Genomic DNA, 22,489 nt, shown 5'->3' with positions numbered 1-22,489 from the left:
TTCTGGGCACCAGACAACACGAAACCGAGCCCCGCGCTCGGTTTTGTGCATTCTGGGGATCGTAAATCCCAATGCTTTCTCAAGCTCGAAACTGTCCCAGGCTGGCCTTGAGCTGCGCCGCCAGTCTGTCCAGGGTTTTGCCGCTGGCCGTGGTCTCCATCACCGCTTGAGCGGCCTTCTCAGCCTGCGCATGGATCACCTCAACTCGCCCTCGTACCTTGTGCGCGCCTTCGGCCTGATGCGCTGCGGCCTGCGTCGCCAACCCGATCGCGGCATGGACCTGCTCCACCGATGCCTGCACCGACTGCTGAAGCCGCGCGCTGTCACGCAGCACGGCAAGGCCTTCCTTCGCCTGACGCCCTGCCAGACCAATCGCCGCGACAGCTTCCTTGGCACCGGATTGCAGCGCGCCTATGTGCGCCTGAATATCCCCGGTGGAGCTTTGCGTCTTGCTCGCCAGCGCTCGCACCTCATCCGCGACAACGGCGAATCCACGGCCGGTTTCGCCCGCTCGTGCAGCCTCGATGGCGGCATTCAATGCCAAGAGGTTGGTCTGTTCAGCAATGCCGTGAATCACTTCCAGCACCACTTCAATCTGCTCACTTTGCTGCGCCAGACGCTCAATAACCCTGGAGCCGGTTTCGACCTGCCCCGCCAGCGCCTCGATCAGGTTGCCGACTTGATTTGAGGTGCGCGTGGTCTCATCAGTGGCCTGACGGATTTCCACCACTTGCTTGAGCGCGGCCTGCATCGCATGGCTTTCCGACTGCGCCTCGTCAGCCATCTGCTCGAGCGCCTTGAGGCTTGCCGCCACTTCATCGCGCTGCATTTCAGCGGCGGCATTGGCCCCGGCATTGCGCTTGCTGAGCGCGCCGATTTCCACACCGGTCTGCTGGGCGACATCACCGGCTTCGCGCACGATGGGCTGGAGCTTGTCGACAAAGCGGTTAACCGCTGCAGCCATGTCGCCGATTTCGTCGTTGCTGTTGAGTTTGACCCGTTTGGTCAAATCACCCTCGCCTGCCGCCAGATCGTTGAGCGCACTGATCAGCAGGTGAAGCTTGCTCACCACACGACGCCCAAGCACCACTGCCAAGACCAGCAACACGCCCAGGCCAACCAGCGCCAGGCTCATGCCGATTCTCCAGCGCAGCGTTTCTGCCGCATCCTGAACCGTTGCAGTGGTATTGCTGGCCATTGTCGAGGCGGCTGTTTGCGCCGACTCCAGGCGGGTGCGCAGCGCCGCAGAACTTTGCGTCGCAGCGCCCTGCAGACTGTCAGTGATCAGTTGCTCGCCGTTGCCGATCAGCGCAGTGAAACGCTTATCCAGCGCCGCCAGATTGGCCTCGACTGTCGCCGTCGACACACCCATGCGCACTTTGCCGATCTCCACACCGTTAGGGCTGATCGACGCTTCGACGTAATACACCGACGGATCGTTCTTCGCCGCATTGAGCACCTTGTCCATGGCTCGCTCGCCCTCCCCCTTGGCGAGCAAGGCTTTGATCGACTCATTCTCACGGTTCAGGTAGCGGGTCAGATGCTCGCCTTGGGCGTCGTCATACACAACGAACAGCACGTTAGGATTGCGCTGGGCGCGTCGTGCGAATTCAGAAAGCGTTGGCGTGTCGCCATCCCACATGGCGCGGGGCGCAACCGCGGCCAACAGCTCAGCCATGTCCGTTGCCGAATCCTTGAGATCCTTCTCAAGCGTTGCGCGCAGCTGCGTCTGTTCGTCCTTGAGGCGCGTGGACAGGCCGGCACTCAGACGCTGACGGGTATTTTGCGAGAGGCTGTCGAGACTGGCCGTCACCTCGCGACTGGCTTGCTCAAGCTCAGAGGACACATGCTGCGAATCTGCGCCCAGGCGCGCCGCAAGATCGGCTTCCAGGGCGGTCACCGTGCTCCGCGTCAGAGCGACTGCCACGAGCACCTGCACCAAAAGAGCTATGCCGAGGGCAATGAATACGGGTCGCAGCAAACGGCTGCGCAAAAGCGATAGGACGGCTGACACGGGCAATTCCCTCAGCATAAGCGCCATTAAAATGATGGCGTCTTTTCTGACGGTAGTTATAGCAAGTGCCGTGCCGTTGCAGCGAGGGGAATAACACGGACAAAACAAAGGGCCGCATGAGCGACCCTTGTTTGTGTTTCAGCAACCGATCAAGCAAACGGGTGACGCAGGACGATGGTTTCGTTGCGGTCAGGGCCCGTCGAAATGATGTCAATCGGCGCGCCGACCAACTCTTCCAGACGCTTGATGTAAGCACGCGCGTTGGCAGGCAGCTCTTCCAGGGTTTTCGCGCCCAGAGTCGACTCAGACCAGCCCGGCACTTGCTCATAAACCGGTTCAAGGCCGATGTAGCTGTCGGCGTCGGTCGGTGCATCGATCACGGCGCCGTTTTCGTTCTTGTAACCCACACAGATGTTGATGGTTTCAAGACCGTCGAGCACGTCCAGCTTGGTCAGGCAAATGCCCGAAATGCTGTTGATCTCGATAGCGCGACGCAGGATCACGGCATCGAACCAGCCGCAACGGCGTGCACGGCCGGTAGTCGCACCGAACTCGTGGCCACGCTTGGCCAGGAACGCACCGATGTCGTCGAACAGTTCAGTCGGGAAAGGACCCGAGCCGACACGGGTGGTGTAAGCCTTGGTGATGCCCAGGATGTAATCGAGGTACATCGGCCCCATGCCCGAACCGGTGGCAATGCCACCGGCCGTGGTGTTGGAACTGGTGACGTACGGGTAGGTACCGTGGTCGATGTCCAGCAACGAACCCTGAGCGCCTTCGAACATGATGTCTTTGCCCGCGCGACGCATGTCGTGCAGCGCAGCGGTGACGTCCAGCATCATCGGCTTGAGCAGCTCGGCGTATTCCATGCACTCGTCGAGCGTTTTCTGGAAATCGACTGCAGGCTCTTTGTAGTAATTGACCAGTACGAAGTTGTGGTAATCCAGCAACTCGCCCAGCTTGGCGGCAAAGCGTTCGCGGTGGAACAGATCGCCGATGCGCAGGCCGCGACGTGCGACCTTGTCTTCGTAGGCCGGGCCGATGCCGCGACCGGTGGTGCCGATCTTGTGCTCGCCGCGGGCCTTTTCACGCGCCTGGTCCAGCGCCACGTGGTAGGACAGGATCAGAGGGCAGGACGGGCTGATGCGCAGGCGCTCCCGCACAGGAATGCCCTTCTCTTCCAGCTTGGTGATTTCGCGCATCAGCGCGTCAGGCGCAACGACCACGCCGTTGCCGATCAGGCATTGCACGCCTTCGCGCAGGACGCCGGACGGAATCAGATGCAGCACGGTTTTTTCGCCGTCGATTACCAGCGTGTGGCCCGCGTTGTGGCCGCCTTGATAGCGCACTACCGCGGTAGCGTGTTCGGTCAGCAGATCAACGATCTTGCCTTTGCCCTCATCACCCCATTGGGTGCCCAGGACTACGACATTCTTACCCATTTCACTTGTCCTCATTCACGCAAACTTGGTGCCGGCGGCGGCCGGCAGGGAAACTCAAGAGGCCAGCGGCATTACCTGCCAACCCTCGCCATGCTGAATCAATTGCCGGTCGCAATCGGCCTCAAGCGCTGCCGAGACCTGCTGGCCGGGCAATGCCTGAACGACGCGCTGTCCTTCGCTGCGCAGTTGGCAAACCGTCTGCCATAGCGCCGCGTCCGTGCTGTCAGGCATCCAGATGCCGCCCGAAGGTAGCTCGATCCGGGCCTGCCCCAATGTGACCAGGGTTTTCAAATCGGTGGAAAAACCCGTCGCAGGACGCGCTCTGCCGAAATCTGCGCCGATGTCGTCATAACGACCGCCCTGAGCAATGGACTGACCCACGCCGGGCACGAATACCGCAAACACCACACCCGTATGGTAGTGGTAACCGCGCAACTCGCCGAGATCAAAATACATCGGCATGTCCGGGAACCGTGCTGCCAGCCGTTCGGCGATCTCCACCAAGTCATCCAGCGCATCAATCACAGGCGCCGGCGCGTTGGCCAGGCGATAGCGTGCCGCTGCGAGAACTTCACGACCGCCGCACAGGTCAACCAGCGCGCGCAACATGCCGGCCAGGTCGTCAGGCAGATTGGCGGTCAAGGCAATCACTTCATCGATTGCCTTGCGCTGCAAGGCATCGAACAGCTGTTGCTCGACTTCCCCGGACAGGCCGGCGGCGCGCGCGAGCCCACGGTAGATACCGACGTGCCCCAGGTCCATGTGGACGTCCGGCACATCGGCCAGCTTCAACATGGCAAGCATCAGGCTGATGACTTCGACATCGCTGGTCGGGCTGGCATCGCCATACAACTCGGCGCCCAACTGAATAGGGCTGCGTGAAGAGGATAGCGCACGTGGCTGGGCATGCAGCACGCTGCCGGCGTAGCACAGACGGCTCGGGCCTTCGCGGCGCAGGGTGTGCGCGTCGATTCGTGCGACCTGCGGGGTGATGTCTGCACGGAAACCCATCAGCCGGCCAGACTGCGGATCGACAACCTTGAAGGTGCGCAGATCCAGATCCTGGCCAGCACCTGTGAGCAGTGATTCGAGGTATTCGATGTGAGGGGTGACGACGAACTCATAACCCCAGCTTTGAAACAGATCCAGTACCTGACGACGCGCTACTTCAATGCGCGCAGCTTCCGGCGGCAATACTTCTTCGATGCCATCCGGCAGCAGCCAGCGGTCAACCGTTGCCATTACGCCTTTCCCCTATGATCCGGGCGGCCCCAACCCTTGGGCGGGCCTTGAGTGAAGCAGACGGTGAGTCGCGAAGGGTAATGTCCTCTGCCGGACTATCCCCGTACGTTTCGCGATCGTTCACTGTCCTCGAGAAAACTGCCGGGCACGAACCACGCCACGGCCAATCAATCGTGCAGACGCAAAAAAGCCGGGAATTTCCCGGCTGCCGCATCATACACACGTTTTACCGTGCGATCACCCCGCCGGGCAGTTTTGCTGCCCGGCGGAGTTGTCGATTACGGTTTGGCTTTTTCCAGATAGCGGAAGAAATCGCTGCTTGGATCCAGCACCATCACGTCACTTTTGTTGGCAAAGCTTTCACGGTAAGCGCGAAGGCTGCGGTAGAAGGAGTAGAACTCCTGATCCTGACCGTAGGCCTTGGAGTAGATCGCCGACGCTTGTGCGTCACCGTCACCGCGAGCTTCTTCAGACTCACGATATGCCTCTGCCACCAACACGCGACGTTGACGATCGGCGTCGGCACGGATGCCTTCCGCCAGCTCGTTACCCTTGGCGCGGTGCTCACGGGCTTCACGCTCACGCTCGGTGCTCATACGCTCGAACACGCTGCGGTTCACTTCCTTGGGCAAGTCAATTGCCTTGACCCGAACATCGATGACTTCGATGCCCAGTTCTTTCTCGGCCATCTTGTTCAACGAGGCAGTGATGTCCGCCATCAGTGCATCACGTTCACCCGACACGGCTTCGTGCAGCGTGCGCTTGCCAAACTGGTCACGAAGACCCGATTCCAGACGACGTGAAAGACGCTCATCCGCGATTTGCTTGAGACCGGATGTCGCGGTGTAGAAACGCTCAGCGTCCTTCACGCGCCATTTGGCGTAGGCATCGACCATGACAGCTTTCTTTTCCAGGGTCAGAAAACGCTGGGTCGGCGCATCGAGGGTCAGCAGGCGGCCATCGAATTTACGCACCTGATTCACATAAGGAATCTTCACGTGCAAACCCGGCGGAACATCAGCCTGAACCACACGACCAAACTGCAGCAATACAGCCCGCTCGGTTTGCGAAACGATGTACACGCTGTTCCACGCGACAACGGCCAGCACCACACAGACGATCAGAGCGACCAGAGATTTATTGCTCATCAGCGAGTCTCCCTAGTACGCGTGTCGCGCTGTGATTGCATGTCGGCAGACCTCGAGCCCGGATCGACGGCGGTAGCCGCTGCACCCGTTGCTGGAGCGGCGCCGGTACGACCACTTTCGATCATTTTATCCAACGGTAGATAAAGCAGGTTGTTCTGACCTTTGTCACCGGTCACCAAGACCTTACTGGTATTACTGAAGACTTCTTGCATGGTGTCCAGATACAGACGCTCACGCGTCACCTCCGGGGCCTTGCGGTATTCAGCGACCAGCTTGGTGAAGCGGTCTGCCTCACCTTTGGCGCGGGACACGACTTCATCGCGGTAGCCGTTGGCATCTTCGATGATGCGCTGGGCCTGACCGCGCGCTTCCGGTATCACACCGTTGGCGTAGGTTTCAGCCTGGTTGCGCGAACGTTGCTCGTCTTCACGGGCGCGGATCACGTCATCGAACGCTTCCTGAACTTCGCGCGGCGCCGCAGCGCTTTGCACGTTCACCTGGGTCACGGAGATACCGGTGCGATAGGTATCGAGGAAGCGTTGCAGGCGCTCCTTGATTTCGCTGGCCATCAACTCACGACCTTCGGTGAGCACCTGATCCATCGCAGTCGAACCGACCACATGGCGCAAGGCGCTTTCAGTCGCATGCTGCAGGCTGACTTCCGGCTGATCGACGTTCAGCACGAAGTCCTGCAGGTTGGTGATTTTGTATTGCACGGTCAGCGGCACTTCGACGATGTTTTCGTCTTCAGTGAGCATCTGGCCCTGCTTGCTGTACGCACGCTCACGCGTCACGTTTTCGAGGTACTTGCGGTCGAAAGGCGGGAAATAGATGTTCAGACCCGGACCGACCGTTTCGTAGTACTTGCCGAAGCGCAGCACGACAGCCTGCTCCTGCTCGTCCACGACATAGATAGCGTTGTAGAGCCAGATCGCCAGCAGCACGACCAGACCAATACCCAGCAGACCCAGGCCACCGCCCTTGCGGGAACTGCCCCCACCGCCACCATCGCTACTGCGTTTCTTGCCACCACCGAACAACCCATTCAGGCTTTCCTGCAGCTTTCGGAAGGCCTCGTCGAGATCCGGTGGCCCCTTGCGGTCGCCGCCCTTGCGCTTACCACCCCAAGGATCCTGATTATTCGAGTTGCCACCCGGCTCATTCCAAGCCATAGCGCTCTCCATCTGATAAAGCAAAGACGCGCCCACGGCGCGCCGACCAATGCTACAGAATGCCTGCGAAAGCGATACGTCCGCTTTTCGAGGCTTTTATTGCAAAGTGTGTTGCTCGATGAATTCCAGCGGCTGCAGTCCTTCGCGACTCACCAGGCGATTGAATTCAACTCGCGGTAAACGTACTGCCAACAAGCTTGTGCCTTCTTCGTCATGCTCTTCGCTCTGCACAGCGCCCAGTTGGAAAAACTGAGCCCGCAGTCGAGCAAAACCCTGAGACAAGCGCAAGGTGCCGATGAACAAATCGTCACCCAGCAATTCGGAGATGGCTTGTTTGAGCAGATCCAGGCCACGACCGTCGCGCGCTGAAACCCACACGCGCTGCGGCTTCCCATCAGGATCGCGCTGGATCTGAGGCTCGACCCCTTCAAGCAGATCGAGTTTGTTATAGACCTCCAGGATCGGCAAGTCTTGCGCCCCGATCTCGCCCAGCACCGCCATGACCTGCTCGATCTGCTCCATGCGATCAGGCTCGTGAGCATCGATCACATGCAAAAGCAGATTGGAGTTGCTCGATTCCTCAAGCGTCGCACGGAAGGCTTCGACCAGTTTGTGCGGCAGATGGCGGATGAATCCCACCGTGTCGGCCAGCACAATCGGCCCGAGGTCTTTGAGTTCGAGGCGGCGCAAAGTGGGATCGAGCGTTGCGAACAACTGGTCCGCAGCATAGACGTCGGAATCGGTCACCGCGTTGAACAGCGTGGACTTGCCGGCGTTGGTGTAACCCACCAGCGAAACCGTGGGGATATCGGCCCGCGAACGGCCACGACGCGCCTGATCGCGCTGACTGCGCACTTTTTCCAGGCGACTCTTGATCTGCCGCAGACGAACACGCAACAGACGACGGTCAGTCTCGAGCTGGGTTTCCCCCGGACCGCGCATGCCGATGCCGCCGCCCTGGCGCTCAAGGTGAGTCCAGCCGCGAACCAGACGGGTACTCATGTGCTCGAGCTGTGCCAGCTCGACCTGCAATTTGCCTTCATGAGTACGCGCACGCTGCGCGAAGATATCGAGAATCAGACCCGTACGATCAAGCACGCGACACTCGAAGACTCGCTCGAGGTTGCGTTCCTGACTGGGCGTAAGGACATGATTGAAGATGACGATGTCGACCTTCTCGGCTTTGACGTGGTCGCGTAACTCTTCGACCTTGCCGCTGCCAATCAGGTACTTGGCCGTTGGCCGATGCCGTGGCACATGAATAAATGCGACGGTATCGGCGCCAGCCGATAGAGCAAGTTCCTGGAACTCCTGCGGATCTTCGCGCGCCTCAGGGTCCTGACCATCCAAGTGAACGAGGATTGCCCGTTCACCACCACCGTGGCGCTCAAAGAACAAAGCAGACTCCTATCAGGCGTTACCTGGCTCAGCGTCAGCCGCTTCGGATTCGGTTGCGCTAGGCAGACGAATTGGACGAACCGGTACGACGGTAGAGATGGCGTGCTTGTAAACCATTTGGCTGACAGTGTTTTTCAGCAAAATAACGAACTGGTCGAAAGACTCGATCGTGCCTTGCAGCTTGATACCGTTTACCAGATAGATCGAAACCCCAACCTTTTCTTTACGCAAAGTGTTCAGGTAAGGGTCTTGTAGCGAATGCCCTTTTGACATGTGCCGCACTCCTTTAAGGATCAATAGAAATTCGAAAAATCAGCTTGAACCGTTACCCCCCAAGGATAGACGGCTATTGCAAGGACTCAGCTCAATATGGAGACCGATCCCAGGTATTTCAAGGCGCGTGGCAGATTGTCGCAAGCCAGGCTATCTAACCAGTGCAAATCTTCCCAGCTTCGCAACCAGGTGAACTGCCGCTTGGCCAACTGGCGCGTGGCGATGATGCCGCGTTCCTGCATCTCATCACGGGTCAGCTTGCCATCCAGATGATCCCAGACCTGGCGATACCCTACTGCTCTGATTGACGGCATGTTCGAGTGCAGATCGCCCCTCGAACGCAATGCCACAACCTCTTCCACGAATCCCTGGTCAAGCATGTGCGTGAATCGTTGCGCGATGCGCGTGTGCAGTACCGAGCGATCCAGGGGAGCGATCGCCAGATTCGCGACAGTATAGGGCAATTGATGACACCCCGAAGCGGCTGCTTCAGCACTTTGCGCAGTTTGTTGATCACGATGTGCGGTCATGCTCAATCCGCTCACCCGGTAAACTTCCAGCGCACGGGACAATCGCTGCGGATCGTTGGGATGAATCCGCGCCGCCGACACCGGGTCGATGGCCGCCAATTCATCATGCAACGCCTGCCATCCCTTGCTCCGGGCTTCGGACTCCAGCTGCGCCCGCACCTCGGGATCCGCCGCTGGCATGTCAGCCAAGCCCTCCAATAGAGCCTTGAAATACAGCATCGTGCCGCCCACCAGCAACGGAATTTTTCCGCGTGCGGTGATTTCGGCCATTGCGCTCAAGGCATCACGGCGAAAGTCGGCCGCCGAGTAGCTTTCGGACGGATCGAGAATATCGATCAGGCGGTGCGGATACGCGCCCAGAAGTGCTTTCGAAGGCTTGGCAGTGCCAATGTCCATGCCGCGATAGACCAGGGCCGAATCGACGCTGATCAACTCGCAGGGCAGGACCTTGGTCAGCTCGATGGCCAGATCGGTTTTACCTGCGGCGGTCGGCCCCATCAAAAAGATGGCGGGAGGCAGTGCGCTCATCAGCGGCCGCGCAGGAAAAGTTTGTCGAGATCGTCCAGCCCCAGTTGCGTCCAGGTCGGCCTGCCGTGATTGCACTGGCCACTGCGCTCGGTGTTTTCCATGTCACGCAGCAAGCCGTTCATTTCGGGGATCGCCAGCCGCCGATTCGCCCGGATCGCGCCGTGACACGCCATCGTCCCGAGCAATTCGTTCATGTGCGCCTGCACGCGGTCGCTGGTGCCATACTCCATCAGGTCGGCCAACACGTCCTGCACCAGGCGGTTGGCTTCGGCCTGCTTGAGCAACGCGGGTATCTGCCGAATCGCCAGGGTTTCCGGACCCAGGCGCTGCAACTCGAACCCCAACCGCTGGAACGTTGCCAGGTGCTCTTCGGCGCAGTCGGCTTCACGCTGGCTCACCGCCAGCGACTCAGGCACCAACAACGGCTGCCCGCTCAGGCCTTCGCTGGCCATCGCGATTTTCAGGCGCTCGTACATGATCCGTTCGTGGGCTGCATGCATGTCCACCAGGACCAGGCCATGGGCGTTTTCCGCCAGGATGTAGATCCCCTTCAACTGCGCCAGCGCGTAACCGAGTGGCGGAACGTCGCCGGTCGATTCAGGCAGGGCAACGGGCACGCCGCTTCCTTGCTGGGCAGTCGGCAACGGGGCGAAGAATTCTTTGTAGGCCGCTTGCGCCTCGGCGGCGGGCAGCATTGAACCTGGGCGCGGCGTGTACTGGTATTGATAACCGGCACCGCTGCCGAAGCCTGCCGGCCTGCTCAACGGATCGGACTGAGGCTGCTCAAGCAAGCTGTTGGCCAAGCCCATCTCGCCCTGCGGCCCGAACTCGCCGGCTTCCGGGCCGGTGGGACGCACAAGCGCCGTAATCGATGTGGTGCCGGCCAGTTGATCTTCCGGACGCACATCACCGAGCGCGCGGTGAAGGGTGCCGTACAGGAAATCATGGACCATGCGCCCGTCACGGAAACGCACTTCGTGCTTGGTCGGGTGAACGTTGACGTCGACCACGGCCGGATCGACCTCGAAAAACAGCACGAACGTCGGATGACGACCATTGAAGAGCACGTCGCGATACGCCTGGCGCACCGCATGGGCCACCAGTTTGTCGCGCACGGCCCGGCCGTTGACGAAGAAATACTGCAGGTCAGCCTGGCTGCGCGAAAACGTCGGCAGCCCTACCCAACCCCAAAGCTTCAGGCCATTGCGATCTATCTCGATGGGCAATGCCTGCTCCAGGAAGCCCGCACCGCAAATCGCCGACACGCGCCGCGCGCGGGCCATGTCATCGTGGGCTTCATGAAGACTGAGGATGGTTTTACCGTTGTGACGCAGATGAAACGCCACATCAAATCGGGCCAGCGCCATGCGTTTGATCACTTCCTGCAGGTGATCGAACTCGGTTTTCTCGGCCTTGAGAAACTTGCGCCGTGCGGGCGTGTTGAAAAACAGGTCGCGGACTTCAACCGAAGTCCCCACCGGATGCGCCGCAGGCTGAACGCGCGAGGCCATGTCGCGGCCTTCGGTTTCCACCTGCCAGGCCTGGTCGGCGTCGCGCGTACGCGACGTCAGCGTAAGGCGCGCGACAGAACTGATCGACGCCAGGGCTTCGCCCCGAAACCCGAGGCTCATGACGCGCTCGAGGTCTTCCAGGTCGCGGATCTTGCTGGTGGCATGTCGCGCCAGGGCCAGCGGCAGGTCGTCGCAGGAAATACCCCCTCCGTCGTCGCGCACCCGCAGCAGCTTGATACCTGCTTGCTCGACATCGACATCGATGCGCCGTGCACCCGAATCCAGGCTGTTTTCCAGCAATTCTTTGATGACGGAAGCCGGACGTTCAACGACCTCACCCGCCGCGATCTGGTTCGCCAGACGCGGGCTGAGCAGTTCGATGCGGGCCACTTTGGCGCCGGGATTCTCAGGCTGCAGGGCTGCCGCTTCGAATCCTGATTCGTCCAGCAACAGGTCGGTCAAGGCTCACCTGCCAGTTCCGTGCTCGGAATCCTCAGGTCCTGACCGATTTTCAGGGCATCGGTTTTCAATGAGTTGGCATTGCGCAGCGCACCCTCGCTCATCTCATAACGGGCGGCGAGCATGGCCAGCGTTTCGCCGGGCCGTACGACGTGATTGCGCGCGCCCATGGCGAGCTTGCCGTTGTCCCGCAGCCACGCGATGTAGGTGCCCTGCGGTGGATTCTGCTGGAAGAACTGTTTCACGCCAGCCGTGATCGATCGGGCCAATGCCTGCTGGTGACTGGCACCTTCAAGCTTATTGGCTTCGGCGGCATTGGAGATGAATCCGGTCTCGACCAGGATCGACGGGATGTCCGGCGACTTCAGCACCATGAAGCCCGCCTGCTCGACCCGAGACTTGTGCAGCGACGTCACGCGCCCGATGTTGCTCAGGACCTTCTGGCCCACGTTCAGACTGGACGTCAGGGAGGCTGTCATCGACAGGTCGAGCAACACGCCCGCCAGCATCCGGTCCTTGTCGTCCAGGCTCACGGCGCCCGCCCCCCCGATCAAGTCAGAGCGGTTTTCGCTGTCCGCCAGCCACCGAGCAGTCTCGGACGTGGCGCCGCGCTCGGACAATGCAAACACCGAGGCACCGAACGCCGCCGAAGACGGCGCAGCGTCCGCGTGGATCGACACGAACAGGTCGGCGCCCTTGGCTCGAGCGATTTCCGTGCGTTTGCGTAACGGGATAAAATAGTCGCCGGTGCGGGTCAGCTCAGCGCGATAGCCTTTCTCGGCACTGATCTGGCGCTGCAATTCCTTGGCAATCGCCAGCACCACGTTTTTCTCTTTCTGTCCGCGCCCGCCCGAGGCGCCCGGGTCTTCCCCACCGTGACCAGCATCGATGACCACCACGATGTCACGCTTGCCATTTGGCACCGGCGTCAGCTTGATTTCGGGTTTGGCCGGGCTCACAGGCACCGCAGGCGCCGTATTGGCGGCGGTATCGGGGACGGTGGAAATCGGGCTCGGGTTGGCATCGGCCGCGTTGTCGAACAGGTCGACCACCAGGCGGTTACCGTATTGCTGGTTGGGCGCCAGGGTGAAGCTTTTCGGGGTCACGGCCTTTTTCAGGTCGATGACCACACGCAGGCTGTCGGGTGTGCGCTGGGCCGAACGCATGCTGGTGATGGGTGTGTTGGCGGTGCCTACGTTCAGGGAGCCGCCCAGGGTCGCGCCGTTGATGTCGATGACCAGACGATCAGGCGACTCCAGAGTAAACACGCTGGCCTGGACCGGGCCAGATAGATCGAAAACCAGCCGAGTGTTATCCGGTGCGCGCCATAAGCGGACACTTCGTACCTGTGAAGCAGCAAACGCATCGATTGCCAATGTCGTCAGCAACAGCCCTATCACAGTAACCAGCGCGCGCATGCGCATACCTAACCCCATATCTATTTGAATTCCAAAGCCAAAGCGGCACACCACGTCTCGCCACGTGAGCTTTCCGGGCTCAATGTCAGCGCCCGACCATCAGCGTGCGGCCCAATGGTAATGGTCAGGTCAGGCTTTGGCAAAAAGCCTGCCCCCAGACTGGGCCACTCAATCAGACAGAGCGCCTCTCCTTCGAAGTAATCGCGGATGCCGAGGAATTCTAGCTCTTCTGGATCAACAAGTCGGTAAAGATCAAAGTGATACGCGCGATATCTCCCAGTTTCGTAAGGTTCTACCAGGGTGAAGGTCGGGCTTTTTACCGCGCCCACATGGCCCAGCCCTCGGATAATCCCGCGCGAGAGCGTGGTCTTGCCCGCGCCGAGATCGCCTTCCAGAAAAATAACGCCATTGGCATCAGTCACTTGGGCGATCTTCTCGCCGAACGCCGTCATGGCCTCCTCACCCACCAGATGCAGGGTTAGCTCAGACACGGTTGTTGCTCCTCCAACAGGGCACGAATCACAGGAATCAGATCAGCGGCAGCCAGACCTCGGCCCAGGGCGCCCAATTGTTCGCCGGCCCTGGCGTGCAGCCAGACCGCAAGGCAGGCCGCGTCGAACGCGGACATCTTTTGCGCCAGCAGCGCGCCAATGACACCGGCCAGTACATCGCCCAGACCGCCAGTGGCCATGGCAGGGTGACCGTGATCACACAGCGCCAGCTCGCCGTTGAGGTTGGCGACCAGACTGCCGGTCCCCTTGAGCACGCACACGGCATTGAATTTAAGGGCCAGTGTGCGCGCAGCCTTGGGCCGATCCGCCTGAACGTCGTGGGTGCTGATCCCCAGCAGCCGCGCGGCCTCCCCCGGATGCGGCGTGATCACGCAATCCTTGGGCAACTTCACCCAGCCTTGCGCCAACTGATTAAGCGCATCGGCGTCCCACACTTGCGGGCGGTCAGCGTTGGCGGCCGCTGACAACAGGCTGCGCCCCCAGCTGTTCTGCCCCATGCCGGGACCGACCACCATCACCGTCGCCGGCTCGATCAGCGCCATCAGTTGGTTCGCCGAATGGATACCGGTGCTCATGACTTCAGGAAACCGCACCAGCGCCGGCGCGACATGTTCAGGACGAGTGGCCAGCGTCACCATGCCCGCGCCGCAGCGCAGGGTGCTTTCCGTGGACAGCAACGCCGCCCCACCAAAGCCGTGATCACCGCCCATCACCAGCACCCGGCCAAACATGCCCTTGTGCGCAGTTCGGGGGCGCGGCGCCAGTTTGGGCAGGTTGAAGGTATCCAGGCGCTTAACGCTGACGGGGGTCGCAGCAACAATCGTCGAATCGGCTTGAAGGTCGTCGAACACCAGTTCGCCCACCAGGTCGGCCGCGTCACCGGTAAACAGCCCGACCTTCAGCCCGATAAAGGTGATCGTCAGGTCCGCCCGGACCGCAACGCCCAGGGTACGGCCGGTATCGGTGCACAGCCCGGAAGGAATATCGATGGCAGCGACCGGCAAACCACTGTCGTTGATCGCCTGGATAACCGCCGCGTACGGCTCCCGCACCTCGCCACTCAGCCCGGTCCCGAGCAACGCATCAAGGAGAATGCCTTCCAGCGGCTGGCTCGACCAAGGCTGAACATCAACCCCAGCGGCAAGCGCTTCCTTATAAGCCGTTTCGGCGTCGCCGCTCAGGCCCGAACTATCGCCAACGGCAAACACCTTGACCGCCCAGCCCGCACGCTGGGCCAGTGCGGCCACCAGATACCCGTCGCCGGCGTTGTTGCCGCGCCCCGCCAATACAGTCATTTGTTGGCCGGCCGGCCAGTGCCGGCGGACGGCGCGCCATGCGGCGTGTGCGGCGCGCTGCATCAACGCCAGGCCAGGCGTGCCCGCCGCGATGAGGCGCGAATCGAGATCACGCACCTGCGCGGCGTCATACAGTGCGTCGGGTAATTGGGGTTTGCTGTGCAACATACGTTTATGCGCTCCGATGTCTGGCAGAATTATACGCACCTGCGTCCCGGTGTCCTCTTTGCATGACCGCTATCACTGTTGATCCATCATCCCCTTCAACGTCGTTGACGACCGCTGAACTGCACACTCTTGCCGAGTCAATCAAGGGATGGGGCCGTGAGCTCGGCTTTCAGCAAGTCGGCATTGCGGGACTGGATCTGGCGGAGCATGAGCAGCATCTCGAGCGCTGGCTCGAGGCTGGTTATCACGGCGAGATGGACTATATGGCAGCCCATGGCAGCAAACGTTCGCACCCCGCCGAACTGGTGCCGGGCACGTTACGCGTGGTCTCCCTGCGCATGGACTACCTGCCGGGCGATACTGAAATGGCGCATCGGCTGGCCGAACCGGAAAAGGCCTACGTCTCGCGCTACGCATTGGGCCGCGACTACCACAAGCTGATCCGCAAGCGCGTGCAGCAACTGGCCGAGCGTATTCAACGGGACATCGGGCCGTTCGGCTTCCGGGCCTTCGTCGACAGCGCGCCGGTGCTGGAAAAAGCCATTGCCGAGCAGGCCGGGCTGGGCTGGATCGGCAAGAACACGCTGGTGCTCAATCGCAAGGCCGGCAGTTACTTCTTCCTCAGCGAGCTGTTCGTTGATCTGCCGTTACCGGTGGACCCGCCCCACGCGACTGAACACTGCGGCCGCTGCACGGCGTGTCTGGAGATTTGCCCGACCAATGCCTTTGTCGGCCCTTACGTTCTGGACGCGCGGCGCTGTATTTCCTACCTGACCATCGAACTGAAAACCTCGATCCCGGAAGAGTTTCGCTCGCTGATCGGCAATCGGGTGTTTGGTTGTGATGATTGCCAGATTGTCTGCCCGTGGAACCGCTTCGCCAGGCCGACCGATCAGACCGATTTCAAACCGCGACACAACCTCGATAACGCCGGGCTCGCCGAGTTGTTTTTGTGGGATGAAGACACGTTTCTCAGCAACACTGAAGGCTCACCGTTGCGCCGGGCCGGCTATGAGCGCTGGTTGAGGAATCTCGCCGTGGGGCTGGGGAACGCGCCGTCCACCATTCCGGTGCTTGAGGCGCTGAAATCGCGGCGGGACGATTCGTCAGAGATGGTGCGTGAGCATGTGGAGTGGGCGTTGCAACAGCATGAATGCAGAAGGCCGGACGCAAATCCGTAGGAGCGCGCTTGCCCGCGAATGAGGCATGCCAGGCACCGTCAACGTTGATGGTGGTGACGTCATCGCGGGCAAGCGCGCTCCTACAAAAGCAGCGCGCTCAATGCCCATCCTTGTAGACAAACTTTGGCATTTCCCAGTGATACTTGATCGCCAGCAGCCGAAGCAGCAGGCCGCCGGACAGGGTAATCAGGGTGCCCTGCTCCACCGGCAAGCCAAGGTACTGACACAACAGAAAGCACCACGCTGCGGCAAACGACACACTGGCATAAAGCTCGCGCCGGAAGATCAGCGGGATGTCGTTGCAGAAGATGTCCCGCAGAATGCCGCCGAACACACCGGTAATCACGCCACTGACCGCGGCGATGATCAAGCCATGGCCCATTTCCAGCGCCGTGGTACAGCCGATCACCGTAAAAGCGACCAGCCCCAGCGCATCGAGCACCAGAAACAACGAGCGCAGGTGACGCATCAAGGGTGCGATCAGAATGGTCATCAGCGCCGCGACGCTGGTCAGCACCAGGTATTCCGGATGTTTGACCCACGTCAGCGGGTAATGCCCGAGCAGCACGTCGCGCATTGACCCGCCGCCCAGCGCCGTGACGCACGCGATCAACACCACGCCGAACCAATCCATGCCGCGACGCCCCGCCGACAGCGCACCGGTCATGGCTTCGGCAGTGATGGCGACCAGATAGAGCATCAACAGCATAGGGACGCTCAGACCTTGATGAAGTGCTCACGGTAAAACTGCAGTTCGGCAATGGACTCGCGGATATCGTCCAGCGCCAGGTGTGTGCTGCCTTTCTTGAACTTCAGCTCCGGTGACCAGCGCGCGGCCAGCTCCTTGAGGGTCGAGACGTCCAGGTTGCGGTAGTGGAAGTAGTTTTCCAGCAGCGGCATGCGCTTATAAAGAAAGCGTCGGTCCTGGCAAATGCTGTTGCCGCAGATGGGCGAGCTGCGCTCCGGTACCCATTGCTTGATGAACTCCAGGGTCATGGCCTGGGCTTCGTCGTTGGAGATGGTGCTTTCGCGCACACGCTGGGTCAGGCCAGAGCCGCCGTGTTGACGGGTGTTCCATTCATCCATGCCCGCCAGCAACTCATCGCTCTGATGGACAGCGATCACAGGGCCTTCGGCCAGCGTGTTCAATTCGCTATCGGTGATGATGGTGGCCATTTCGATAATGACGTCGTTATCAGGGTCCAGACCGGTCATTTCCAGGTCGATCCAGATCAGATTTTGTTTGTTCTGCATATGTCGGCTCCTCAACGTAGGCGCGCAGTTTAGCCCAAGCAGGCATGCTAGACTCCTTTGCGCTCCACACTATCAGCTACATTTCGCGACATAAAAAACGGAACACTGAACACCCATGGCCAAACGCCAACTCAATCGTCGTCAAAACTGGCGCATCGAAAAGATTCAGGGCGAGCGCGCCGCCCGCGCCGCCAAGCGTGAAACACTGACCCTGGAGTCGCTGGAAGGCGGCGACCTGGGCCCCGAGCAAACCGGGTTGGTGATTGCGCACTTCGGCGTGCAAGTGGAAGTCGAGGCTCAGGAAGGCGAGCTGAGCGGTCAGGTTTTCCGCTGCCACTTGCGCGCCAACCTGCCGGCGCTGGTCACCGGTGACCGTGTGGTCTGGCGTGCAGGCAATCAGGGCATCGGCGTGATCGTTGCGCAACTGCCCCGCACCACCGAGCTGTGCCGCCCGGACAGCCGCGGCCAGCTCAAGCCCGTAGCGTCCAACGTTGATCTGATCGTGATCGTGTTCGCGCCCATGCCCGAGCCTCACGCCAACCTGATCGACCGGTACCTGGTCGCCGCCGAGCATGCAGGCATTCGCCCGCTGCTGCTGCTGAACAAATTCGACCTGATCGACGAGCAGAACGCCCCGGCCTTGAACGCGCTGCTGGCGGTGTATCGCACACTGGGCTATCCGGTGCTGGAAGTGTCCGCGCACCAGGGTGACGGCATGCAACTGCTGCAGACGCAACTGGACGAGCACATTAGTGTGTTCGTCGGGCAGTCGGGCGTGGGCAAGTCGTCGCTGGTCAACAGCCTGTTGCCTGAAGTGGGCACCCGTGTCGGGCCACTGTCGGAGCTGTCCGGTCAGGGCACGCACACCACGACCACCGCGCGCTTGTTCCACTTCCCCAACGGCGGCGATCTGATCGACTCGCCGGGTATTCGTGAATTCGGCCTGGGCCACGTCAGCCGCGCCGATGTGGAAGCCGGCTTCATCGAGTTCAACGACCTGATCGGCACCTGCCGCTTCCGCGACTGCAAACATGATCGCGAACCCGGTTGCGCATTGATCAAGGCGCTGGAAGACGGTCGCGTGCAGCAACAGCGCATGAACAGCTATCGCTCGATCATTGCCAGCCTGCCGGAGGGTAGCCGCTGATCGACGAAAGTCTGTAGGAGCGCGCTTGCCCGCGATTGAGGTGTGTCAGGCGCCATCAATGCTGGAGGTGCGGACGCCATCGCGGGCAAGCGCGCTCCTACAAAAAAAACGCCGCGATCATCGCGGCGTTTTCGATTGCGTCACACCCTAGTTATTCGTCTCTTCAACCTTCAGCGTGCCCTGCTCGAAGATGTTCAGCTTCTGCCGAATCTCGTGGGGTTGGGCGTACGCCTGTGGATCGACGGCAGGCGCCGAAATTGAAGCGCCGGGCTTGGCTGCGGGCGCAGTCACGGGGGCCTTGGGATCGACCGGCGATGCCGGTGCCTCGCCGACGTTCTGCGAACCTTCGATCTTCTGCTGCGCCTTCTTGGTCATGACCACGATATCGATGCGGCGGTTGATCGGGTTTTGCGGATGATCCCTGTCGTACAGCGCCGATGATGCATAACCGACAACACGGGCGACCTGGGCGTCCGGATAGCTGCCGGCCACCAGTACGCGGCGTGCAGCGTTGGCGCGACCGGAGGACAGCTCCCAGTTACCAAATCCATTGTTGCCCACATACGGCGTTGCATCGGTGTGGCCGCTGATGCTGATCTTGTTGGGAACCGCTTTGATCGTGTCAGCCATGGCCAGCAGGATGTCCTCGAAATACGGTTTCAAGCGTGCGCTGCCGATGTCGAACATGGGGCGGTTGTCAGCGTCCATGATCTGGATGCGCAGGCCGTCCTGGGTGATCTCGAACAAAATCTGGTCTTTGAATTTCTGCAGTTGCGGGTTCTCGTTGACCTTGTTCTGCAGTTCCTGAAGCAGCAATTCAAGGCGTTCCTGCTCGACCTGCTCGGCCGCTGCATCCTGGGTGTCGGAATCGATCGGCACGCGATCAGGTGCGGGCACGGACTGGACTTCAGGATTGAGCGTCTGGTCCGGCGACATCTCGGGCGAGCCGCCCAAGTCAATCACGTAGGGGGATCCGCTCTCGGAGAAACCGACCGGGTCTTTGAAGTAACCGGCGATGGCGAGCAACTGTTCCGGGGTGGCCGAGGACATCAGCCACAACACCAGGAAGAACGCCATCATCGCGGTCGCAAAGTCAGCGAAAGCGATTTTCCAGGCGCCGCCGTGGTGTCCGCCGCCGTAGCGCTTGACGCGCTTGATTATGATCGGCTGGTTATTTTCCATGGATCAGCGACCGCGGACTGCTTGTTCCAGCTCGCTGAAGCTGGGGCGATGCGCTGGATACAGCACCTTGCGGCCGAACTCCACCGCCAGTGAAGGCGGCACGCCAGAGGCCGAGGCGACCAGCGAGGCCTTGATGGATTCGAAGACATTCATCTCTTCCTTGGCATCGTGGGCCAGGGAAGTGGCCAGCGGGCCGAAGAAACCGTACGCCGCGAGGATACCGAAGAAGGTACCGACCAGTGCCGCACCTACGTGCATACCGATGGCCGCTTTGTCACCGGAACCCAGCGACGCCATGGTCACCACAATACCGAGTACGGCGGCAACGATACCGAAACCGGGCATCGCGTCGGCCACGCCGGTCACTGCATGGGACGGGTGTTCGAGCTCTTCCTTCATGCTCAACAGCTCCATGTCGAACAGACCTTCCAGTTCGTGCGGAGCCATGTTGCCGGACGACATGATGCGCAGGTAATCGCAGATGAACGCGATCATGCGGGCGTCTTTCAGCACGCTGGGGTACTTGGTGAAGATCGGGCTGTTTTCAGGCTCTTCGAGGTCCCCTTCAATCGCCATCATGCCTTCGCGGCGACTCTTGTTGAGGATCTCGTAGATCAGGCCCAGCACTTCCAGGTAGAACGCGTGAGTGAAGCGCGTCCCGAACATCTTCAAGGATTTCTTGATGACGAGCATGGTCATGTAACCAGGGTTCGCCTGAAGAAATGCGCCGAGCGCAGCCCCACCGATGATCATCACCTCGTAAGGCTGAATCAGCGCGGCGATCTGGCCGTGGGACAGGACGTATCCGCCGAGTACACTCGCGAAAACGACGATGATGCCGATAATTTTTGCCATAGATAAAGATTACTTACTGAGTCGGGTTCAAGGTCATGTTTCGCAGGAGTGTCAAAACTCTTGTTCTACATATCGGCCCATCTGCGCGAGACTGTAGGCAATCAGGACGAAAAAACCGCGTGGCAGGCTGTAAGCGGGGTACACCGCGAGGGCCAGCATGATGCCAGTATCGGACTTCATTCAAACCACCCAGCCGTACGGGATTCATGAATGCAACCAGAAACGTCGTCACAAAAGCCGGTCCCTAGAACACTCGACGCCTGGATCAAACAGCTGGACGGCATCGCGCTGCCGGTGCCCGCCGCAGCGCATGCGAAGGTGCGCACTGCGCTGAATGACAGCCGCCGCTCGATACGCGACATCGCCGAGATGATGCAAGCCAGCCCGGCCCTGGTCCTGAGCGTACTGCGCGAAGCCAATCATCACGGCAATGGCACCACCGAACCTGCCGAGAGCCTTGAAGTGGCGATCAATCGGCTGGGGCTGGCGCGCACTGAAACGCTGCTGGGTCGCCTGCCCGCCTTGGAAGACCGGGACATCCCGCCCGCCCTTCGGCAATTGCAGATGATCAGCCAGCACGCGACGCAACAGGCCACCGGCTTGTTTGCCAGTCAATTGGCGCGGCTGTGGCAGGACATTCATTTGGGCAGCCTGCTGTTTCTGTCTCCGCTCTGGCCCTTGGCACTGGCCCATCCCAAGCTGCTGGAAGACTGGGAGCTGCGCGTCATTCACAAAGGCGAGTGCGCCAAAAAAACAGAGAAGGCCCTGTTTGGCGTTCGCCTGATCGAGCTGTGCAAGGCTGTGGCCGAGCACTGGCATCTGCCGATATGGGTCACCCGTTGCTATCGGCTGATGATCAGTGAACACCGCAACCTGGTGAAGGTGCTGCGCATCGCCCATGAGAATGCAGAGCCGCTCAAGCAGCAACAGCACCTGGATGCAGACCTGCCGCTGCAACGCTGGCTGAATCAACCGGCCAACACCGTGTTGCTGGCCAATGGGCTGGCGCTTTCGGCGCAACATGCCTGGGACAGTCCCCATACGTTGCGTTGGCAGTTGCTGACCAGCCTTTATCTGCAACAGCCGCTGGAGATAGTGCAGCAGCAAGTCCACCAGAATGCAGCGAGCAGCGCCCGGGGGCACGCAGGCGTGGACATCTGGCATCCGGCTGAAGCCCTACTGTGGCCGTGGGGGACGCGCCGTATTCATAAAGGCCTGCTGGCGGCGCCACCTCCACCCGCCGAAGCCCTGCGCGACTGGCGCAAGCAGTGCGCGTACTTGCTTCAGGAGCCCAGTCCGTTCAGTAATGCGATGCACTTGACCACATTCGCTCGCGACGCGCTCCTGGCCTGTGGCCTGCGGCGGGTGATGCTGCTGATGATCGACCGCAAAATCGATGCGCTGCGCGTCCATCAAGTGGCGGGGCTGGACAAATCCGCGGCCTCACTGGTGGTGTCGTTCAAGGACAGCACGGTCCTGCAACGCCTGCTGGCACAAGCCACACAGCTGCGCCTGACCCCTGCCAATAACGCTCAATTTTCGGCGCTGATGCCGGCCAATCTGCGGGGCCAGTTCAGCGGCGAAAACCTGTTGATCCGCTCGCTGGCCAGCAATGGACGGGTGCTGATGCTGCTGGTCGCCGATCAAGGCGGAGGGTTGCTGTCCGAAATCACCGTGCAGGCGTTCGGAAAAACGGCGCAGTGCATCGAGAAAGCGCTTACGACGTTTAGCCATCGCAATGGTTGACGCCTGAGCTACAA

Annotated in this window: 20 protein-coding genes; 3 read left to right on the top strand and 17 right to left on the bottom strand. The window is 60.7% G+C overall.

Translation table 11 applies throughout. The annotated features are described in order from the left end of the window. Positions 1–79 precede the first annotated feature (79 nt). The 12 genes from ABQX22_RS11295 to ABQX22_RS11240 form a co-directional block, all read right to left on the bottom strand. Entirely contained in the window at positions 80–1,900 is a 1,821-nt protein-coding gene (locus tag ABQX22_RS11295; protein WP_349799457.1) for a methyl-accepting chemotaxis protein, read from the bottom strand. Positions 1,901–2,163: 263 nt separating this feature from the next. Continuing rightward, positions 2,164–3,456: an adenylosuccinate synthase gene (locus ABQX22_RS11290; protein WP_349799456.1), complete on the bottom strand. Its 1,293-nt coding sequence runs from the start codon at positions 3,454–3,456 to the stop codon at positions 2,164–2,166. Between the two features lie 54 nt (positions 3,457–3,510). Beyond that, a complete protein-coding gene (locus ABQX22_RS11285) occupies positions 3,511–4,698 on the bottom strand; it encodes an ATP phosphoribosyltransferase regulatory subunit (protein WP_349799454.1) in 1,188 nt (395 codons plus the stop codon). A gap of 278 nt (positions 4,699–4,976) precedes the next feature. Further along, positions 4,977–5,846, bottom strand: a complete 870-nt coding sequence (gene hflC, locus ABQX22_RS11280; RefSeq protein WP_349799452.1) for a protease modulator HflC — start codon at positions 5,844–5,846, stop codon at positions 4,977–4,979. Continuing rightward, complete coding sequence (hflK, locus tag ABQX22_RS11275) at positions 5,846–7,018, bottom strand: FtsH protease activity modulator HflK (protein WP_349799450.1); 1,173 nt, start codon at positions 7,016–7,018, stop codon at positions 5,846–5,848. The genes hflC and hflK overlap by 1 nt, the downstream gene beginning before the upstream one ends. A 96-nt stretch (positions 7,019–7,114) precedes the next feature. Then, positions 7,115–8,416 carry a ribosome rescue GTPase HflX gene (hflX, locus tag ABQX22_RS11270; RefSeq protein WP_349799448.1) on the bottom strand — a complete coding sequence of 434 codons (1,302 nt, stop codon included), beginning with the start codon at positions 8,414–8,416 and terminating at the stop codon, positions 7,115–7,117. A 12-nt stretch (positions 8,417–8,428) separates the two neighbouring features. Then, positions 8,429–8,689, bottom strand: coding sequence for an RNA chaperone Hfq (gene hfq / locus ABQX22_RS11265; RefSeq protein WP_349799446.1), 261 nt, complete (start codon positions 8,687–8,689; stop codon positions 8,429–8,431). A gap of 86 nt (positions 8,690–8,775) precedes the next feature. Continuing rightward, on the bottom strand, positions 8,776–9,747 hold the full coding sequence (miaA, locus tag ABQX22_RS11260; protein WP_349799444.1) for a tRNA (adenosine(37)-N6)-dimethylallyltransferase MiaA: 972 nt from the start codon (positions 9,745–9,747) through the stop codon (positions 8,776–8,778). Further along, the gene (mutL, locus tag ABQX22_RS11255) at positions 9,747–11,648 is read right to left on the bottom strand and encodes a DNA mismatch repair endonuclease MutL (RefSeq protein WP_349799669.1); all 1,902 of its coding nucleotides are present in this window, start codon (positions 11,646–11,648) and stop codon (positions 9,747–9,749) included. Before mutL ends, miaA begins: the two co-directional genes overlap by 1 nt. Before the next feature lie 68 nt (positions 11,649–11,716). Then, on the bottom strand, positions 11,717–13,135 hold the full coding sequence (locus ABQX22_RS11250; RefSeq protein ID WP_349799442.1) for an N-acetylmuramoyl-L-alanine amidase: 1,419 nt from the start codon (positions 13,133–13,135) through the stop codon (positions 11,717–11,719). A gap of 20 nt (positions 13,136–13,155) precedes the next feature. Further along, entirely contained in the window at positions 13,156–13,626 is a 471-nt protein-coding gene (gene tsaE / locus ABQX22_RS11245) for a tRNA (adenosine(37)-N6)-threonylcarbamoyltransferase complex ATPase subunit type 1 TsaE (protein ID WP_349799440.1), read from the bottom strand. Further along, positions 13,614–15,110 (bottom strand): NAD(P)H-hydrate dehydratase, encoded by a 1,497-nt coding sequence (locus ABQX22_RS11240; protein ID WP_349799438.1) that lies wholly within the window; start codon positions 15,108–15,110, stop codon positions 13,614–13,616. The genes tsaE and ABQX22_RS11240 overlap by 13 nt, the downstream gene beginning before the upstream one ends. A gap of 62 nt (positions 15,111–15,172) precedes the next feature. On the opposite strand from ABQX22_RS11240, the gene queG reads away from it, so the two are divergent. Beyond that, positions 15,173–16,291 carry a tRNA epoxyqueuosine(34) reductase QueG gene (gene queG / locus ABQX22_RS11235; protein WP_349799436.1) on the top strand — a complete coding sequence of 373 codons (1,119 nt, stop codon included), beginning with the start codon at positions 15,173–15,175 and terminating at the stop codon, positions 16,289–16,291. Between the two features lie 97 nt (positions 16,292–16,388). Here the strand turns inward: queG and ABQX22_RS11230 are convergent, their stop codons facing one another. Further along, on the bottom strand, positions 16,389–17,000 hold the full coding sequence (locus tag ABQX22_RS11230; protein ID WP_349799434.1) for a trimeric intracellular cation channel family protein: 612 nt from the start codon (positions 16,998–17,000) through the stop codon (positions 16,389–16,391). An 8-nt stretch (positions 17,001–17,008) separates the two neighbouring features. After that, positions 17,009–17,545: an oligoribonuclease gene (orn, locus tag ABQX22_RS11225; RefSeq protein WP_349799432.1), complete on the bottom strand. Its 537-nt coding sequence runs from the start codon at positions 17,543–17,545 to the stop codon at positions 17,009–17,011. Between the two features lie 115 nt (positions 17,546–17,660). On the opposite strand from orn, the gene rsgA reads away from it, so the two are divergent. Then, positions 17,661–18,692 (top strand): small ribosomal subunit biogenesis GTPase RsgA, encoded by a 1,032-nt coding sequence (gene rsgA / locus ABQX22_RS11220; protein ID WP_349799430.1) that lies wholly within the window; start codon positions 17,661–17,663, stop codon positions 18,690–18,692. A 147-nt stretch (positions 18,693–18,839) separates the two neighbouring features. On the opposite strand, the gene motB is transcribed toward rsgA, so the two are convergent. From motB to ABQX22_RS11205, 3 genes are read right to left on the bottom strand one after another with little or no spacing between them, the layout of a single operon-like run. Further along, entirely contained in the window at positions 18,840–19,874 is a 1,035-nt protein-coding gene (gene motB / locus ABQX22_RS11215) for a flagellar motor protein MotB (protein WP_349799428.1), read from the bottom strand. 3 nt (positions 19,875–19,877) lie between these two features. Then, complete coding sequence (motA, locus tag ABQX22_RS11210; protein ID WP_349799426.1) at positions 19,878–20,729, bottom strand: flagellar motor stator protein MotA; 852 nt, start codon at positions 20,727–20,729, stop codon at positions 19,878–19,880. A 51-nt stretch (positions 20,730–20,780) separates the two neighbouring features. Beyond that, positions 20,781–20,909, bottom strand: coding sequence for a hypothetical protein (locus ABQX22_RS11205; RefSeq protein WP_349799424.1), 129 nt, complete (start codon positions 20,907–20,909; stop codon positions 20,781–20,783). A 30-nt stretch (positions 20,910–20,939) separates the two neighbouring features. Between ABQX22_RS11205 and ABQX22_RS11200 the strand changes: the two genes are divergently transcribed. Beyond that, positions 20,940–22,475, top strand: coding sequence for an HDOD domain-containing protein (locus tag ABQX22_RS11200; RefSeq protein WP_349799422.1), 1,536 nt, complete (start codon positions 20,940–20,942; stop codon positions 22,473–22,475). Positions 22,476–22,489 lie beyond the last annotated feature (14 nt).

The sequence above is a fragment of the Xanthomonas sp. WHRI 1810A genome (assembly GCF_040202885.1).
Taxonomy (GTDB): domain Bacteria; phylum Pseudomonadota; class Gammaproteobacteria; order Pseudomonadales; family Pseudomonadaceae; genus Aquipseudomonas.
Note: the sequence above shows the minus strand (reverse complement) of the source record. Positions and strands in the feature narration are given on the sequence as shown.

Bases quoted from the DNA above. Each gene is read 5' to 3' on its own strand.
- ABQX22_RS11290 (WP_349799456.1), bottom strand. From the start codon at position 3,456: ATGGGTAAGAATGTCGTAGTCCTGGGCACCCAATGGGGTGATGAGGGC.
- ABQX22_RS11285 (WP_349799454.1), bottom strand. From the start codon at position 4,698: ATGGCAACGGTTGACCGCTGGCTGCTGCCGGATGGCATCGAAGAAGTA.
- hflC (WP_349799452.1), bottom strand. From the start codon at position 5,846: ATGAGCAATAAATCTCTGGTCGCTCTGATCGTCTGTGTGGTGCTGGCC.
- hflK (WP_349799450.1), bottom strand. From the start codon at position 7,018: ATGGCTTGGAATGAGCCGGGTGGCAACTCGAATAATCAGGATCCTTGG.
- hfq (WP_349799446.1), bottom strand. From the start codon at position 8,689: ATGTCAAAAGGGCATTCGCTACAAGACCCTTACCTGAACACTTTGCGT.
- miaA (WP_349799444.1), bottom strand. From the start codon at position 9,747: ATGAGCGCACTGCCTCCCGCCATCTTTTTGATGGGGCCGACCGCCGCA.
- ABQX22_RS11250 (WP_349799442.1), bottom strand. From the start codon at position 13,135: ATGCGCGCGCTGGTTACTGTGATAGGGCTGTTGCTGACGACATTGGCA.
- ABQX22_RS11240 (WP_349799438.1), bottom strand. From the start codon at position 15,110: ATGTTGCACAGCAAACCCCAATTACCCGACGCACTGTATGACGCCGCG.
- queG (WP_349799436.1), top strand. From the start codon at position 15,173: ATGACCGCTATCACTGTTGATCCATCATCCCCTTCAACGTCGTTGACG.
- ABQX22_RS11230 (WP_349799434.1), bottom strand. From the start codon at position 17,000: ATGCTGTTGATGCTCTATCTGGTCGCCATCACTGCCGAAGCCATGACC.
- orn (WP_349799432.1), bottom strand. From the start codon at position 17,545: ATGCAGAACAAACAAAATCTGATCTGGATCGACCTGGAAATGACCGGT.
- rsgA (WP_349799430.1), top strand. From the start codon at position 17,661: ATGGCCAAACGCCAACTCAATCGTCGTCAAAACTGGCGCATCGAAAAG.
- motB (WP_349799428.1), bottom strand. From the start codon at position 19,874: ATGGAAAATAACCAGCCGATCATAATCAAGCGCGTCAAGCGCTACGGC.
- motA (WP_349799426.1), bottom strand. From the start codon at position 20,729: ATGGCAAAAATTATCGGCATCATCGTCGTTTTCGCGAGTGTACTCGGC.
- ABQX22_RS11205 (WP_349799424.1), bottom strand. From the start codon at position 20,909: ATGAAGTCCGATACTGGCATCATGCTGGCCCTCGCGGTGTACCCCGCT.
- ABQX22_RS11200 (WP_349799422.1), top strand. From the start codon at position 20,940: ATGCAACCAGAAACGTCGTCACAAAAGCCGGTCCCTAGAACACTCGAC.